This is a genomic window from Alcaligenes sp. SORT26, assembly GCF_017377875.1.
Classification (GTDB): Bacteria; Pseudomonadota; Gammaproteobacteria; order Burkholderiales; family Burkholderiaceae_B; genus Alcaligenes; species Alcaligenes parafaecalis.
On the sequence record NZ_CP070975.1, the window covers coordinates 2,688,258 to 2,704,807 of the forward strand.

Genomic DNA, 16,550 nt, shown 5'->3' on the forward strand with positions numbered 1-16,550 from the left:
CGGGGTATCGCGGCTTTCTGGGCGACGAAACTGTGCCAGGTGTGGCACAGGTGGCGCATCAGGTGTCGCAGCCTGTGTCACCTACACTAGGCAACCTATGTGTCACACCCGCGCGTTTGATATGCCTGTGCAAGGTAGAACGGCTAATCCCGAGCTGCCGCGCTGCGGCACTGACATTGCCACCACATGCTTGCAAGGTCTGCTGCCAGGACAATTCCCCAGTCCTGCCCAGCATCGTCTTGCCAGGCAAACTGGCAGGACGCAAACCACGCAAGGTTTCTGGCAAATCGTGCACTTCCACACATGAGCCTTCGGCCAAGGCCAGAGCCAAGACCAGCGCATTATCCAGCTCACGCAGATTGCCCGGCCAGTCATACGCATGCAAGGCTTGCCAGGCTTCTGGAGACAGGCCCGGCACATCACCCTCTACCCAACGTCGACGCAGTATCTGCTGCACCAGCCATTCCACGTCCGTACGTTCACGCAAGGCAGGCAAGGTCAGAACCGCCGCATTCAGGCGATACAGCAAATCAGCACGAAAACGGCCTTGCTCAACCAGCGCCGTCAAATCATGGTGGCTGGCTGAAATCACCCGTATATCGACACGCTTGCCCGTGCGCGCACCCAAGGGCATCACTTCGGACTCGGCCAGCACGCGCAGCAGACGGCTCTGCAACGCCAGCGGCATGTCTCCTATCTCGTCCAGGAACAAGGTGCCGCCATCGGCCGCTTCAATCAAACCTGTGCGACCGCGTGCCGCACCCCCGGTATAGGTTCCGGCCAGATAACCAAACAGCTCGCTTTCAATCAGGCTTTCGGGCAAAGCAGCACAATTCAGCGCTACAAACTCCCCCCGACGGCCACTTGCCGCATGAATGGCACGCGCCAAATATTCCTTGCCCGATCCCGTCTCGCCCTGCAGCAGCACTGGCATTTCCCGCGTCGCCAGCCTTGCCGCCTTCAGCAACATGGACTGCATGGCGGCATCCGTTCCCGCCAAGCCGCGCAGCGCTTGTGGCAGCGCGGCATCCACCGCCGCCCCGTCCATCCCCACAGAACGGCTTGTTAAAACACGTCTGGGTTCAATGGCATGGGCAAACAGCACGCTGCCATCACGCGCCATCACCACCCGTTCCTGCGTCGGGCGATAACGCATCAGCGTCGGTAACTGATCAACTTCCAGATGCAGAAAACGCATCAGACTCTGCCCCAGCAAACCAGCGGGATTCCGCCAGTCCACCCCTGCCGCCCGCGCCAGAATACGCGCGCCGGTATGCGTCATGCCTTTGATGCGGCCGGAGCCATCAATCGCTATCGCCGCCTCGGGATCAATATCCAGAAACTCGGGCGATTGGGATAAACACAGAATCCATTCCTGACGATGGCAGGCCATCAAATTGGCCAGCTCAATACGCCGGGTCGCCGCATTGGCCAGGTGCAAGGCCAAACCTTGGCTGGCCTTGGCTTCCGGTGACTGCAGCAAAGACAAATCCAGCACCGCCGCCAGCTCGCCGTCATAGTGATAGATAGGCGCCGCCGTACACGACAAGGGCGCATGCATGTGGTCGAAATGGTCGCCCTGATGAATGGTCAAGGCCTCGCCCGTATGCAGACACGTCCCTACCGCGCACGTACCCGCCCGTTCTTCAGACCATTCCGAGCCCATATAAAGCCCCGCCTGCCGCAGCGCATCCCGCTGGCCATCAGAGCCCAGAAAATCAACGGTTACACCCTTGTTGTCAGACAGCAAAAGGACGTAGTTAAGCCCCGATACCTGCTGATAAAGGCGTTCCAGCCCGGAGCGCGCAATATTGATCAGGGCCTCGGACTGCTGACGATGCTCGCGCAACTGGGAGTCCGGCACGATGTAGGCCTCGCAGGCCTGGGCAGGATCAAGACGGTGATGCTCGATACACCGCCGCCAGCTATGAATGACAGCCTGATCGCGCCGTGACAGGTTTCCCTGCCAAACAGCCGTAATCTCCTGAACATGTGCCACATGTGAAGACTGCATATCTGCGCTCATCCCGAAAACAGGCCACCCCCGGACGGGCGCGGCCTATCTTCCAGTGTGCCGCCACGCTTAGGTGCCGTACATGGAGGTTTTCCTTGAGATGCGGTGCAGCAAATCAACTGCTTTGCGGCATTTCTCCATCAGCTAACCGACGATTGATATCTGCCAGCACTTCAGGCAAATCCACAATGGTGTCGATCAGATAATGTGGGCGTGAATCACTGAACATGGCTCCAATCCGTTCGCGCTCCTGTTGCAGCTTGTCGGCTGGCAACTGCTTGAACTGCTCGTAGGTCAAACCCAGGGCATTGCCCGAACACGTCAGTGCCACTGTCCACATCCCGGCACTACGTCCTTCAACAATACCCGGCCACGTGTCGTCCACTTTGACGCAAGCCGCCACGTCCGATACGCCCAGCTCAATCACATTGGCCAGGGACTGGGCAGGATAAGGCCGCCCGTTAGGCACTTCATCCGTTGCCACGACACAGTCCGCCATATAACCATTTCTAGCAGCCAATTCGACTACTTTATCCATGACCACCTTGGGGTAGCCCGAGCAGGAGCCCACTTTCACACCCGTGCTTTTCAGATTGGAAATGACTTCCAGCGCTCCCGGAATCAAGGCCGAGTGCTCTGCAATTTTCTCTATCTGCAAGGGCATGAAGCGCTCATAGATGGCGGTGACATCTTCGTCTGTGGGCGTACGGCCAAACTGTTGCTTATAGCGTTCAGCAATCTCGGGCACATTGCACAAAGTACGGATGTGATCCCACTTGCCCATGCCCATCGGACCACGCGCCTCTTCCAGGGAAACCTGTACTCCAAACTCGCCAAAAGCCTCGACAAAAATCTGTGTCGGCGCGAAAGAGCCAAAATCCACTACTGTGCCAGCCCAATCAAAAATCACGGCCTGTATCTGTTGCACTTGCTGATAAGACATAGTCGTTCTCCAAACCCTTAACTGGATATCGTTGATAAAAAACTAACTGCTAGCTTCAAAACCAATAAACAGATCATTAATAAGCGGACGGTCTTTTCTTAAATTCAGACAGCACAGGTAGTAATCGATGAAAAAGGGATGATCCTCAAAGGTGATGGCACGAGTACCCGGAATATCCACATACTCCGGTGCAGACACAAAACCGATCCCGGCCCCTTTCATGATGGCGTGCACAATGGCCTCCCGACTATTGAGTTCCATCACACAATTAAGACTGATCTGATGCTGCTGGCAGCCGTCCTCCACGGTTTGCCGGGTGCGAGAGCCTGTTTCCCGCAAGATCACCGGTTCCTGATTCAATTGCTGCAGCGGCACCTGCTCCTGTGAGTACCAGGGATGACCCTCCGGCACAACGGCTACCACGGGGTAACGCTGATACAAACGCGTGTGCAAACTGGGATCAGCCTTGGGATGCGCCAGCAACACCACATCCACATCAAAGTCGTACAGCTTTTCCAATACCTTTGACGCTGAAGAAAAATAGGTCTTAAGTTCAATATCAGGCTTGCTCTTGCCCAGTTTGAAGACCATATCCATCGCAATAGGTGGCGATACCGCGCCTATGCGCAACAAGCCTGATTTGCGTTGTTTGAAACTTTCCAGCAACTGAACCGCCTCTTCTTCCAAATCAAACAAAGGCTTGGTAATTTCATAAAGTTGCTGGCCCGCAGCACTCAGTTCCAACTGATTGCCGGAGCGATAAAAAAGCTCCACATCAAAGCGCTGCTCCAGCGCCCTGACCTGTTCACTGACGGTAGGCTGTCCAATGCTGAGATACCGAGCGGCCGACGTGAACCCGCCTGTAAAAGCCACGGCATAAAAAGATCTCAACCATTTGTGATAGTGGTGCATGGACAGCCCTTGTTTAGTTAACGACGGATAAAGAGTGCCACCAGCGCGCTACATGAGCATGCAATCAGGACGATTACAAAGATCAAGGAGGTATCGCCAGTCGAATCCAGCACACTACCAATCATTGGCTCGGCCAGGCCAGCAAACAAGTAAGAAGAAAAATTCATCACGCCGGTTGCCGTACCCGAACGCTTGGCACCGACCAGATCCGGGCACAAAGCCCAGAAACTCGTTGCAGGCCCATACACAAAGAAGCCGCACAGAAACAGGGCCAACAATCCCACGGAGCTGTGTACAGGCAAGGTCCACATCCACAGACTGGTCAATGCCCCCAGGCCCGTATACAGCATGATGGCCAGATAACGCTTGGAGCCAAACAAACGGTCTGACAGCCAGCCATTGCTCAATGCCCCCACCGCCATGCCCACAGGCAGTGCGATCGTGATCCATTTAGGATCAATCAGGCCATCGCCCGACTTCCAGTCCACACCCAGAAAATGCACGGGCACCCACACAATCAAGCCATAACGAGCCGCATTCTGAAAACCAAGAGACAGAGCAGCGATCAAAAGGCGCTTGTTTTTCAGGACCGCCTTGTAGCGCTGCCAAGAGGTTTCCGTCTCGCCCTCCAGCGCCTTGGAAGCATCATCAGAATTGGCAACACCTGTATCGGCCAAAGGTTCAAACCCCATGTCCTCAGGCCGCTCACGAGCCACCAGATAAAACACAATCCCGCCCAGAAGCATCAACAAGACAGGCAGGCGAAAAATCCAGCGCCAATCCAGATGCATGACATCAATCACCACGATGGACGTCACATAAGACAAGACGGAGGCGCAACCGGCGGCAAACACATACAAGCCATAGGCACGGCCCCGCTCGGAAACACCCCACCAGTTGGAAATCAAACGACTACCGGGTGCCCAGCCCAGCGCCTGAAAGTAGCCATTGGCCGCCCATGGAAACAGCAAGCTGTAAAAACCCGTTGCGAAACTGGCAATCCAGTTGGCACCGCAAGACAGCACCGCGCCCGCCGTCATAATGCGACGGCCACCATACTTGTCAGCCAGATTGCCATTGATGGCCTGCCCCACTGCATAGGCCCACAACAAGGCGGCAGATACCCAGCCCAATGCCGCACTGCTGAAGCCAAACTCTTCTTTCAGTCCTGGAATGGCAAACCCGAAGGTCTGTCGCCCCGTGTAGAAAAACAAATAGCAAAACATCGCCGCCAGCAGCATGCGCCACTGCGCTTTACGGAACGACGAACCCCTTGCCCGGGCCACCCCGGGCAGGCTTGTTGCTTGACTCATAATCAGCTCCTTTCATCCCCCTTATGCACCAACCGTGCAGGGGCAGGGGATGCTCTTTTTTGCTGTTTCCAAAAGGCGGGGACTATCCTCTCTACCTTTCTGCTTTTTTGTCTCTTGCTTCTTGTTTCTTGTTGTTGACCGCTGCGTTCACGCCGCGATGAAATTCTTCCCGCGCGCACCTTGAAGGGCGTAAGCAATCATGGCCTCTTGCTCCTGAGCCTGAACACCGTAGTCCTGAAACTCGGTTTTGACCCCGACGCTGAGCAGAAACGCGCGCAGGTTTTCCTGGGCCTGAATACGATCCGGGCCAAACAGTTTTTCAAAAACCTGATCACGCGATGGCTCACAGCCCCAGGCCAAACCCAACACATAGGGCAAGGTAAACGAGCAAGCAATGCCATGCGGCAAGCCATGACGCAAAGTCATTTCATAGGAAATGGAATGAGCCAGAGCTGTTTTGGTATTGGAAAACGCCATGCCCGCTTTCAAAGCGGCCAAGGCCATTTTGGAGCGCAGAGTTATATTGCCCAGGTCTTTTTGCAGCAAAGGTAAATAGACCAGAATGTCCTCAATTGCCGATATCGCGAACGTATCCGAAATCGGGTTGGCATTGACGTTCCAGATAGACTCCAAAGCATGTGACAAGGCATCCAACCCTGTTGATACCGTCACTTTCTCCGGCACCGTCAACATCAGTTCCGGATCGATAATCGCAACAGATGGCCAGGTTTGCTCCAAATGCAAAGAGTATTTTTTCTGGGCCTGCTGGTCCCAAATCGTGGCCCAAGGCGTAACTTCACTGCCTGTACCTGCCGTCGTAGGCACTGCAATCAATGACTTGGTAGCGACGGGCGTGAACGCCTTACCCGTAGCCAACAACTCCAGTAACTCCTGAAAGCTTCCTGTCTGGGTGCCGACAATCAAGGCTTTCGCCGTATCAATCGCACTGCCCCCACCCACAGCCAGCACAATGTCACTGTCTCCCGCCTGCTGCCAGAAGGTCTCGTACACATCCTTCAAATAACTGACGTCAGGATTGGGCTGCACGTCCTCCACGATGTGAATCAGGCTGTCTCCCAGCAAGGTTTGAATATGGGCAATCAAGCCCAATGCCCGTGCTTCCGGGAAGGTCACCAGCGTTACTTTCTTATTGGCTGCCAATCCGGAAATCTCTTTCAGACTGCCCGGCCCGAAGCAGGTCCGAACCGGATTTGAAAACTGCTTTGTCATAGTTTGCCTCCTCATTATTGAGATTCATCGTAGAGGGGCGCACTAGGGCGGACAAATCGATTAATCAGTAGTCACCATCGATAAAACCAATAGCTGCTTACGGGCCATAAACCGCCCACCTGTGAGAGCGTACCGCCGACAAGCACAAGCAAGTCGCAGCCTGCCTGAACAGAGCTGCCGCTCTGGCGCTGTGTATTTACGGACACAATTAGACAGGGATTCGTATATAAGAATGAGAATTATTGCTAATATGAGCCCTTCCCTGTTCCTACGCCTTGTCTCATTGTCATGTCCCGCCCACCGCCATTTCTCAAAGGCTGGCTCGCTCACTACAGCGGGTTGATCGGGACATGGGCCAAGAGAAATTCATTATCCTGCGATGCGGAAGATGCGGCCCAGGAATCGGCGCTGCAGTTTCTGAGCAAAGGCTCCGAAGCGGTTCTGAACCCCAAGGCCTACTTGATACGTTCAGCGCATAATCGCCTAATTAATGAGGTCAAACGGCAGTCCCGCGCCAATCTGGTGTCGTTGGAAGAGCTGGCAGAGGACGATCACCCTTTATTGGCAGATCCGGAAGCTCATCTGCATGTCTGCGATCTGGCCCGTGCCCTGGAAAATGCCCTGGCCCAGCTACCGCTGAAAAAGCGCCAGGTCTTTATTTACCATCGGCTGGAAGGCTATACCCACGCTGAAATCGCCCAAAAAATGGGGCTGGCTCTCAATACTGTCGAACGGTATGTGATCGATGCCACCCGTCATATTCGTAGCCAATTGCACAGCTTTTGCCCTCCCGATTCCGGGCTCATCGAGAAGGCTGGCAAGCCTATAATCCCATGAGATTATTTGGCGCCCCCTTGTCGGACTTTGATCCCGTGAAAGACCCCCACCTTCCTCCCACCGAGCAAGATCCCTGCGATGCAGCGTCGTTCTGGCTCGCACGTGAAAAATCGGGAAGCATGGATGAAGCCGAACGCCAGCAACTGCAAGCCTGGCTGAACGCCAGCCCGGAGCACCTGCTGGAATACAAACGAGCCCAAGGGATCTGGAATGCCATCAGCCTGGTCTCCAGCGAGCGTTTACGCAAACTGGCGCAGGAACCCGCCCCTCCCAGCCCCGGTTTTCTGCAACGCCGTGGTCTGTTGATTGGGGCTGGTGCCGCCTGCACTGCTGCTATTAGCGGCGGCGTAGCCTTGTCCTGGTTTCATCAGGGCGAAGCGCTTTATGAGCAGAAATTTGCCACTCGTCAGGGCGAGCGCGAGCAAGTCTCTTTACCCGATGGCTCCATCATTGAGCTGAATACCGCCACAGCCTTGCACGTGCAGTTGTTTGAACATAGCCGTGTCGTCACCCTGAGCGCCGGGGAAGCCTCTTTCACTGTTGCCAGCGATACGCAGCGCCCCTTTCTGGTGGATGCGGGCGACACCTCTGTACGCGTGACGGGGACTCGTTTTGGTGTGCGTCGTGACGAGGCGCAAGTACGAGTCGTGGTGGAATCAGGCTCGGTCCAAGTCAAACACGGTCCCTGGTGGAGTCGCAGCACTGCTGCACTGACCGCCAAGCAAGGTGTCAGCGCCCAGGCAGATAAGGATCTGATGAGGATGGGTGACAGCGATGTCGCCTCCCTGATGGCCTGGACGCAAGGTCGATTGCTGTTTAGCGATACACCTTTGAGCGAGGCTATCAGCGAGATCAACCGCTACGCCCCCAAGCCTGTCCGTACCAACCGCCAGGAACTGCAAGGGCTGCATATTGCCGGTGCATTCAGCACCGATGACACAGCCGGGTTTCTGGAGTTGCTACCCGAGATTGTTCCGGTAACGGTCAGCTATTTGCGAGACGGAACGCCTGTGGTGGCGCGGCGTAGATAAGGCTCAAAGCCAAAAAGAAACAATTAGTTTCAAATTCGATCCGGATTGTTATCCGGTTTTGGTTCGCTTGCTTTGTCTTTATCCATAAGAGGCTGTTTTTTATCCGCAAGCCCACGCTCTTGTCTGGGCGTGTGCGGTCAGGAAACGCCAGCAACCCAACCGGAACCCTCGCTCAGTGAACCAGACCCGACCAGGCCGCCGCCGCGCTGCGTGCAGCAAGACCCTTTTTTCTTTCTCGATAAGCTGCCTGACTGCGGCGGTGTTCTTGGGGCTAGGTGCAACACCGGCCCAGGCTCAAAGCACGGCCATCTCCATCAGCATTCCTGCTCAACCCCTGAGCCAAGCGCTGCTTGAGCTGGCCAATCGTTACTCCCTGGATCTGGCCTACTCCCCCGAGATCGTCAAAGGGCTTTACGCCCCCGCCGTTTCCGGCAGCCTGACTGCCGACCAGGCCTTGGGCCAACTGCTGGCCAATACCAATATCCGCTATCAGCGCCGTGGCAAGAATGTGTCCCTGACGGCCCTGGCCCCAAACGCAGATAGCCAGGTCACACAACTGGCCCCTCTGACCGTCGTCGCTTCCAGCAATGGTCTGACACCGACCTACGCCGGGGGCCAAATCGCCACCGGCAGCCGCGTAGGAATGCTGGGTAACAAAGACTTCATGGAAACGCCCTTCAGCACCAAGGCGTACACCCGCGAAGCGATTGAGAACACCCAGTCGGGCAATTTACTAAGGGTGATTTCCGACTCTGACCCTTCTGTGTCCACCACAGGCAGCGATTACGATTTGAGTAATTACGCCTCGGTGCATATCCGTGGTTTCAACACCGCCGGTCTGGAAGACCTGGGCATTAATGGCTTGTACGGCCTGGCCTCCTACGGCAACCGCAGTCTGGGCGACTTCTCGGAACGCGTAGAGATTTTCAAGGGCCCCTCCGCCCTGCTCAACGGCATGATGCCCAGCGGCAGCGTCGCCGGAACCGTGAACACCGTCACGAAACGCGCCACCGACGAGGACCTTAACCGGGTCGGTATCGGCTACGAAAGCGACTCCATCTACTCCGGCAAAGTGGACTTTGGTCGCCGCTTTGGGGCCGACAAGGAATGGGGGGTACGCATCAATGCCACCAAGCGCAAAGGCGAGACCGCCGTCAAAGACAAGAAGCTGGATAACGAAGCCGTAGGCTTGGGTCTGGACTATCGCGGCACCAATCTGCGCGTGGGCTTTGACTGGATTCACAACGAAGAAAATACGGATGGTGTCTCGGCGCAAATCACCTCCAGACTGGCTGCTGTCCCCGCGCCCCCGACGCATGACAAGCTGATCGCGGGCGAGCCGTGGTCGGTCTATAACACCAGTGGCGACCTGTTCATGCTGAAGGGCGAATACGACCTGAGCGATGACACCACCATCTGGGCCAGCGTAGGCCGTAACGACCGCAAAATGACTGCCAACGTCATGAACTGGCGTCTGCTGAACACCGATGGTGACTTTGCGCGCGACTCCGTGCTGGTATGGAACTCCAAGTTCGAGAACATTGCCGCCGATATTGGAGCGCAAACAAAATTCGTCACCGGGCCGATCAGCCATCAGTTGTCGTTCAATGCCAATGCGTCTGAACGAACCGTGTATCAGGCCCGAGCCAACTACCCGGTGGCCGGTCTGCCTTCCGGCAATATTTACGACCCCACCTACGTCTCCAAGCCCAACGTCGACTATTCGCCTGACATGCCCAAGAGCAACGAAAACACGCTGCAAAGCCTGGGGATTGCCGACACGCTATCCATGCTGGACGACCGTTTGCAGTTGACGGTCGGGGTACGCCAACAGCGCGTCAAACAAAAGACCTTTGATGCCGTCACGGGTCAGGTCAAAGGCGATGTCTACGACGAACGGGCGACCACACCTGCCTTTGCGGCTCTTTTCAAACTGACGGACCAAGTCTCTGTTTACGGAAACTACATTGAAGGCCTGAGTGCAGGCGCTCAAGCCCCCGCGACCGCCGTCAACGCCGGGCAGATGTTCGCCCCCTACAAGTCCAAGCAAAAGGAAATTGGCCTGAAGTTTGATGCCGGTAGTGTAGCCAGCACCCTGGCCGTATTTGAAATTACGCGCCCCAGCGCCATCACCAATGCCGACAACGTCTACAGCTTTGACGGTGAGCAACGCAACCGAGGCATTGAATGGGAAGTCTTTGGTGAGCCCGTCAAAGGTCTGCGCCTGATTGGGGGCTTGAGCTGGAAACAAGCCAAGCTGACCCAAACCCAGGGCGGGCTGTATGACGGTTACGACGCGCCCGAAGTGCCACGCTTTGAAGCCAAACTGGGCGTCGCCTATGACGTGCCTCAAATCAATGGTCTGACATTGACAGCCAACGCCATCCACACCGGCAAGCAGTACCTGGATCAAGCCAATAGCCAGTCCATCCCTAGCTGGCGTCGATACGACCTGGGTTTTGCCTACGCCACCAAAATCGCCTCTACCCCGGTGACCTTCCGTGGCACGGTCTACAACGTGGCCAACTCGCACTACTGGTATGGCGCCTTATGGCGCGGTGTCAGCCAGCCCCGTACCTTCAATCTGTCCGCCTCGTTTGAGTTCTGATGGCGCTGCCCACCCTTTTTATACGGCCTGACTCCATGACCCGAACTTTTGCCTCTACCTTGCTGTACGCCGCCCTTGCTGCCAGCCTGATGGCATGCAGCACGCCTGCCCAGAATCAGCATGCCAGCGCTCCCACATCAGTAGAAAACCGCGCCGAGCCCGTGCTGACTCGTGCACAGATTGCCCAGGGCATTTACGAACTGGTTTACAGCGACAAGCTGGACCTGCTGTTTGTCGCGTCTGCAGGCAGCTTTAGCGATAGCTCCGTACCCTATCAAATCCTGGTCGTGAACCCGGCGGATCTCAAGGTCGTGAGCACCATCCCCTTGACCCGCAAAGCCTTCAGTCTGGCCCTGGATGACCAGGCCAATCGCTTGTATGTAGGCAATACCGGCGAAGGTGCCATCACCATTGTCGACACGCAAAACCGCCAGGTGCTGCAGACTGTGCAAGTAGCCTCCATGCTCAAGGGCAAGGACGGCAAGGAACGGCCTGAATATCACTTCCGGCAACTGATGCTGGACCCCGCCAAGCACCGTCTGTACATGCCTGCCTTCGACAACACGCAAGGCAAGCTGTTCGTGATTGATACCCAGGCCAACAAGGTAGAAAAAATCATTCCAGGCTTTGGCTTTACGGCAACCGGGATTGCTTTGGATGCCAAACATCAACGCCTGTATGTCTCCAATATGCAGGGCGAGGCCGTGGTGGTCGACACGCAATCCAATGAGATCGTGAAACGCTTTAGCCTGGGCGCAGAGCAGCCCCTGAACCTGGCCTATGACGAGATCAACCACCGTCTGTTAGCGGTAGACCAAGGCCACCCCAAAATGCGTGGTTTCCAGGAACGTGGCATTCCCGGCTATCAATCCCGCCACCCAGGCAACCGGGTAGTCGCCATTGATCTGAACACCGAGAAAATGGTGGCTGAGATGCCCGCCTCCGGCCCCGTCAATTTGAAGCTGGACCCGGCCCGACAGCGCTTGCTGGTGACCAACCGTGAATCCGGCGAGATCACCGTATTCGACAGCAATACCTACCGCAAGCTGCACAGCATCAGCACACCCGCCCATCCCAACACCCTGGCCATCGCCAAGAAAAGCGGCGATGTGTATGCCACTGTGAAGAACGGCGAAGATGCCGCCAAGGGTACGTTTGAGAGCGTGGCACGCATTCAGTTCTGATGTTCAAAACGGATCGTAGATATTGATGATGAAATTGGGAGCAGGTTTTCACACCTGCTCCCAACTCCAACTTGCGTCACCTTTTCAGGTCCTGACTGCCAGAGCATCACACAGGAACAAAGCCTACGATCAGGCTTGGGCCAGCTCGACCAAGTGTTGGGCAAACCCTCCCTCTGCCCCCGACGCATTGACGTGGTCAAAATACTCGTACCAGCCGCTGGCTTTGATACCCGACAGTAAAGCCTCACATGCCTGTTGATCGGGAAAGCGCCACACGCCCATAAAGCGATGGTTACTGGCGCGATCAATCTCAGGCTCGGTCGCTGTCAGGGCCAACACTTCGATGCCAAGACTGGATAGACCCCCCATCGCTTCTTGAAGACCTGCCAGGAAATTCTGACGCTGCTCGACAGGCAGTGCATTCCATTTGGCATTAGGCGTGTAAAGCTCGATCAGGTAGTGAGACATGGGCGGTTTTCCTTTAGCTGAAAAGGCACACTAGGTGCTGAAAATTAATTTAGTTAGACATCTAATCTTATAGTTTGATAGCAAATACTGCAAGTCATCCAGATACAAAAAAAGCCCGAGTTCGGCATGACGCCGAACCCGGGCTTTTGGACCCACCTTGTCAATCAGTCTTGCAGCCTTGCTGCGTGCCAATCCCGTTTAGAACTGGATACGCACCATACTTTCCTTAGTCCCTTCTTCCTTGCTGTTGCCGTCATTCTTCACCGACACGTACAAGGCTTTTTCAGCAGGAATGTATTCCAGGCTATTGGGGTGCGGAGCCAGTTCAATCGTTTGCAGTGGCGTGTAGTTCACCGTATCAAACACGCTGACCGAACCCTTGCCTTCCCTCTCGCGTACACCACCGCGGTTGGCTACGAACAGACGCTGCGATTCAGCATCAAAACGTACGCCAATCGGCACTTCACCAGTAGGCATGACAGCCAGAGTTTTGCCATTGTCTGCGTTCAGCACAAACACTTGGTGGCCTGAGCTGCGGCGTTTGTATTCACGCTCCAGATGCAGGTTACGTGCATCGTCACGATCAATACCCTGATCCACACCGAACAGGCGATTTTGCGCAGGGTCGTAGGCCATGTTCAGAAGCTGATCGGCCTCGATTTCCCAGACCTGATCAATGTTCAAGGTCTGGGTATTCACCACCATAAGCTGACCTTGCATATTGGACACAAACAGACGGTTATTGGCTTCGTCCAGGGTGATACCCACGACGTTGTAGCCAAAGCCGGGCAGCACTTTTTCCAGTTCCAGAGTCTGTGTATTCACCACGAACAAGACACTGTCAAAACCCAGGCCCAGGCCGGGTGCAAACACGCGGTGGTTTTTCTTGTCCACCACCAGCTCACGCGTCTTGTACTTGTAGTCGTCCGTCACCTTGAAGCGTTCCATCATCTTCAACAAGCCATCTTTACGTGCCTGACCAAAGTCGGCAGCCGCAATAGCATCCTGAAAATTGATTTTGTCCTGCATGGGGATACGCTTGATCACCTCATTCTTGCTGGTATCCACCACGGCCATGCTGCCGTTGAAACCTTGGGTCAGATACAAGCGGTTGGCGGCATCATCCAGCGCCACCCCGAAGCTCTTGGCCTGCATCGGAATTTCTTGCTTGATGGCCAGCGTTTCCGGGTCCAGCACCAGCGTGCGAGACAAGGTTTCATCCTGCCAGTTGGGCGAGGACACATACAAGCTGGATTGCTTGGGACTAAACACAATTTCCAGCACTTCAGCGGCAGTCGGTTTTTGCATGATCTGGGCTTGAGTAACGGCTTGGTAGCCCGCAGGAGCAGGCGTTTTGGCGTGTACGTAGCCGGTCGACATGCTCATTGCCATAGCAAGGTACAGACCACGAACAAGATGGCGAGTAGTAGACGACGTCATAATTCAGGCTCGAAAAAAGTAGTTGGAGGAATTACCACTGGTAATCAATGGACAGATGCACATTGCGCGGCGCGCCGTAACGTGCCCGGAAGATCACGAAGTTGTCGTAGTAACGCTTGTCAAAGAGGTTGTTGACGGTCAGCTTGGCGTTCCAGTGCTGATTCACGCGGTAATTGGCATGCAGGCCAACCAGGGCATAGCTGCTGTGGGTGTCTTCCAGCACCTTGCCATTGCTGGCGGTGTAAGGACGACCAGCCGTCCACAGATCACGCTTGCCGAACCAGTTCACGGTGGCACCGGCGCTCAGGCCCTGGAGTGCACCGGAGAATTGGTACATGGTGCCCAGACGGAAGGTTTGGCTGGGAATGTAGGTGTTGATCCGCTCACCTTCACCATTCTTGGTGCTGGCGTAGCTGTAGGAGGCAAACACGTTCCAGTTATTGGTCAGCGCACCGTTCAGCTCCACTTCAAAACCTTTGGTTTTATTGCCATCACCCGAGGATACGTAAGGGCGGCTGCCATCAGGCAAGAGGAAGTCATCCGGTACCGAAGGGTCCAGCACGGCCAGGTTGTTTTGACGGGTCTCGAAAGCAGCCAGGGAGAACTGCAGGGCCTCCTCCATCAAGCTGCCTTTCAGACCGATTTCACGGTTAACCCCGGTGATAGGGTCCAGGAAGTTCTCGTTGATGTCCTTGTAGCTTTGCGGCTGGAACAGGCGGGTATAGCTGGCGTAGGCCGTCAGGTTCGGGTTGATGTCATACGTCACCCCAAAGTACGGCGTAATTTCATTGCGATTACGCAGCTCGTTGGACACGCCGGTGAACTGGCCGTCTTTACCGTAGTTGTCGCGGTAGGTTTTGTAGTCCGACAAGCGCATGCCCATGATCACATTCAGCGGATCAATAATGTTCAGGCGCGTGCCTGCAAAGAAGCCGTATTCGCGTGTGTGGGCCCGGTTCCATTCACCTGTGCGGCTGACGCTGGGCTCGGGCATATAGCCGTCCCAGTCGTAAATATTGGGAATGAACCAGTTGCGGGTATCGCTGACCTGCATGGTGTACGTAGTGTCACGCTTGCGAGTGCCGTTAAAACCAAACATCAACTGGTGCTCACGGCCAAACATCTTGAAAGGACCATTGGCCGACAACTCCAGGTTGTCCTGCTGGCGATAGCCATTGGCGGCCAGGTTGGCGCGAATGCCAATGCCGGATCCGTCCGGGCGCACCACGGGATTCACACCCTGCCCCAGGCCTGTAATCAAGGCATCACCATCGTCACGTTGATGGCTGTAGCTGAGCTTGGCATTCCACTTGTTTTCAAACTCATGCTCGACCGAGAAGAAGGCGTTTTGATGCTTCTTGTCCCAATAGGTCCAGTCCGGCACCAAGGACATGGAACGCGAGACATCGATACGGTCGCCCTCGCTGGTAAACAAAGGCACGCCCATATTGCCTTCGCCCCGCAGCTTCGCGGTCTGGTAGTCGTAGCCTGCAGTCAGCAAGGTACGGTCGGTCAGGTCATATTCCAGCATGCCGGACAGCAAGTCGTTCTTGTTGTCCTGGCCATCCATGAAGGAGTCCGCCTGCTTGCGAGAACCAATAACGCGCATGCGTAAACGGCCGTCTTCAGTCAGCGGGCCGGTCACGTCTGCCGTCACACGCTTGTCGTTCCAGGAGCCGTATTGGGCACTCAATTTGCCACCAAATTCTGCTTGAGGACGTTTGCGAATCAGGTTGATCAAGGCCGATGGTTCGCCAGTAGGAGACAACAGCCCGGTCGCACCGCGCACTACCTCCACGCGGTCGTATAAATCCATATCCAGAGAAATAGGATTGAACGCACCACGCCCGGCAGCACGGTAACTGCTTTGCACGCCATCCACCTGCACATTGCTAATGTCAAAACCGCGCGCCTGAAACTGAAACCCGCCACCCACAGCCGCCGTATTAGCGGTAACACCAGTGGTGAAGTTCATGACGTCATCAAAGCTGGTCAGCCCGAAGTCATCCATTTGCTGACGCGTCATGACACTGACCGATTGCGGCGTGTGCTGGGTGTCCATGTTCAAACGGGTGGCTGTGCTGCTGGTGCCGTTCAGTGTGTACAGGCCGGTGTCTTCCGTCGGCCGGTTCAAGCTGCCCTGAACCCGCACGGGTTCGAGCTGTGTGGTTTCTGTGACAGGCCACAAATTGACGGTATTGGCATCACGCGAATAGCGAATGCCTGTCCCTGCCAGCAGGGTATCCAAGGCCTGCACCACGCTGTAATTGCCTTTCAGACCCGCACTTTGCTTGCCTTCGGCCACACTGCCCGCGCCCACCAGATACACCCCGCTCTCTTGCGAGAAACGCATCAACACACGGCTCAAAGGGCCAGCAGGAATGTCATAACGCTGTGTCTTGTCCGCCGCCGGGCTGTTTTGCGTAGCCGCCTGGGCAGCCTGAGTACTGATGACAAAGGCACTGCCCGCCATCAGCAGGTACAAAGCCAGAGCCAATGGGCGCAAGGGAGTGCGATGCAATCCCGTTTCCCGGGATACGGAAAGTGGATCGGGGCGACGATGCATAAGG

General features: G+C 55.8%; 12 protein-coding genes. 4 read left to right on the top strand and 8 right to left on the bottom strand.

All coding sequences use genetic code 11. From position 1 onward, the window contains the following. Positions 1-58: 58 nt before the first annotated feature. The 5 genes from JYG33_RS12330 to psrA form a co-directional block, all read right to left on the bottom strand. On the bottom strand, positions 59-2,014 hold the full coding sequence (locus JYG33_RS12330) for a sigma-54-dependent Fis family transcriptional regulator (protein WP_207872516.1): 1,956 nt from the start codon (positions 2,012-2,014) through the stop codon (positions 59-61). Between the two features lie 115 nt (positions 2,015-2,129). Beyond that, positions 2,130-2,957 carry a phosphonoacetaldehyde hydrolase gene (phnX, locus tag JYG33_RS12335; protein ID WP_207872517.1) on the bottom strand — a complete coding sequence of 276 codons (828 nt, stop codon included), beginning with the start codon at positions 2,955-2,957 and terminating at the stop codon, positions 2,130-2,132. A 42-nt stretch (positions 2,958-2,999) separates the two neighbouring features. After that, on the bottom strand, positions 3,000-3,869 hold the full coding sequence (locus JYG33_RS12340; RefSeq protein ID WP_207872518.1) for a LysR substrate-binding domain-containing protein: 870 nt from the start codon (positions 3,867-3,869) through the stop codon (positions 3,000-3,002). Between the two features lie 17 nt (positions 3,870-3,886). Then, the gene (locus JYG33_RS12345) at positions 3,887-5,182 is read right to left on the bottom strand and encodes an MFS transporter (RefSeq protein WP_207872519.1); all 1,296 of its coding nucleotides are present in this window, start codon (positions 5,180-5,182) and stop codon (positions 3,887-3,889) included. A 147-nt stretch (positions 5,183-5,329) separates the two neighbouring features. Continuing rightward, a complete protein-coding gene (gene psrA, locus JYG33_RS12350; protein ID WP_207872520.1) occupies positions 5,330-6,412 on the bottom strand; it encodes an iron-containing alcohol dehydrogenase PsrA in 1,083 nt (360 codons plus the stop codon). A 288-nt stretch (positions 6,413-6,700) separates the two neighbouring features. Between psrA and JYG33_RS12355 the strand changes: the two genes are divergently transcribed. The 4 genes from JYG33_RS12355 to JYG33_RS12370 all read left to right on the top strand — a co-directional run bounded on the left by JYG33_RS12355 (position 6,701) and on the right by JYG33_RS12370 (position 12,072). Further along, on the top strand, positions 6,701-7,249 hold the full coding sequence (locus JYG33_RS12355; protein WP_207872521.1) for an RNA polymerase sigma factor: 549 nt from the start codon (positions 6,701-6,703) through the stop codon (positions 7,247-7,249). Then, positions 7,246-8,280: a FecR family protein gene (locus JYG33_RS12360; protein WP_207872522.1), complete on the top strand. Its 1,035-nt coding sequence runs from the start codon at positions 7,246-7,248 to the stop codon at positions 8,278-8,280. The genes JYG33_RS12355 and JYG33_RS12360 overlap by 4 nt, the downstream gene beginning before the upstream one ends. 265 nt (positions 8,281-8,545) lie before the next feature. Further along, the gene (locus JYG33_RS12365; RefSeq protein ID WP_207872523.1) at positions 8,546-10,888 is read left to right on the top strand and encodes a TonB-dependent receptor; all 2,343 of its coding nucleotides are present in this window, start codon (positions 8,546-8,548) and stop codon (positions 10,886-10,888) included. Between the two features lie 35 nt (positions 10,889-10,923). Continuing rightward, complete coding sequence (locus JYG33_RS12370; protein WP_207872524.1) at positions 10,924-12,072, top strand: YncE family protein; 1,149 nt, start codon at positions 10,924-10,926, stop codon at positions 12,070-12,072. A 129-nt stretch (positions 12,073-12,201) separates the two neighbouring features. On the opposite strand, the gene JYG33_RS12375 is transcribed toward JYG33_RS12370, so the two are convergent. The 3 genes from JYG33_RS12375 to JYG33_RS12385 all read right to left on the bottom strand — a co-directional run bounded on the left by JYG33_RS12375 (position 12,202) and on the right by JYG33_RS12385 (position 16,546). Continuing rightward, entirely contained in the window at positions 12,202-12,540 is a 339-nt protein-coding gene (locus JYG33_RS12375; RefSeq protein WP_207872525.1) for a DUF6616 family protein, read from the bottom strand. A gap of 198 nt (positions 12,541-12,738) precedes the next feature. Next, positions 12,739-13,980, bottom strand: a complete 1,242-nt coding sequence (locus tag JYG33_RS12380; RefSeq protein WP_243430170.1) for a hypothetical protein — start codon at positions 13,978-13,980, stop codon at positions 12,739-12,741. Between the two features lie 31 nt (positions 13,981-14,011). Continuing rightward, positions 14,012-16,546 carry a TonB-dependent siderophore receptor gene (locus JYG33_RS12385; protein ID WP_207872526.1) on the bottom strand — a complete coding sequence of 845 codons (2,535 nt, stop codon included), beginning with the start codon at positions 16,544-16,546 and terminating at the stop codon, positions 14,012-14,014. Between the last annotated feature and the right edge of the window lie 4 nt (positions 16,547-16,550).

Coding starts and splice junctions, on each gene's coding strand:
- JYG33_RS12330 (WP_207872516.1), bottom strand. CDS start 2,014: ATGCAGTCTTCACATGTGGCACATGTTCAGGAGATTACGGCTGTTTGG.
- phnX (WP_207872517.1), bottom strand. CDS start 2,957: ATGTCTTATCAGCAAGTGCAACAGATACAGGCCGTGATTTTTGATTGG.
- JYG33_RS12340 (WP_207872518.1), bottom strand. CDS start 3,869: ATGCACCACTATCACAAATGGTTGAGATCTTTTTATGCCGTGGCTTTT.
- JYG33_RS12345 (WP_207872519.1), bottom strand. CDS start 5,182: ATGAGTCAAGCAACAAGCCTGCCCGGGGTGGCCCGGGCAAGGGGTTCG.
- psrA (WP_207872520.1), bottom strand. CDS start 6,412: ATGACAAAGCAGTTTTCAAATCCGGTTCGGACCTGCTTCGGGCCGGGC.
- JYG33_RS12355 (WP_207872521.1), top strand. CDS start 6,701: ATGTCCCGCCCACCGCCATTTCTCAAAGGCTGGCTCGCTCACTACAGC.
- JYG33_RS12360 (WP_207872522.1), top strand. CDS start 7,246: ATGAGATTATTTGGCGCCCCCTTGTCGGACTTTGATCCCGTGAAAGAC.
- JYG33_RS12370 (WP_207872524.1), top strand. CDS start 10,924: ATGACCCGAACTTTTGCCTCTACCTTGCTGTACGCCGCCCTTGCTGCC.
- JYG33_RS12375 (WP_207872525.1), bottom strand. CDS start 12,540: ATGTCTCACTACCTGATCGAGCTTTACACGCCTAATGCCAAATGGAAT.
- JYG33_RS12380 (WP_243430170.1), bottom strand. CDS start 13,980: ATGACGTCGTCTACTACTCGCCATCTTGTTCGTGGTCTGTACCTTGCT.
- JYG33_RS12385 (WP_207872526.1), bottom strand. CDS start 16,546: ATGCATCGTCGCCCCGATCCACTTTCCGTATCCCGGGAAACGGGATTG.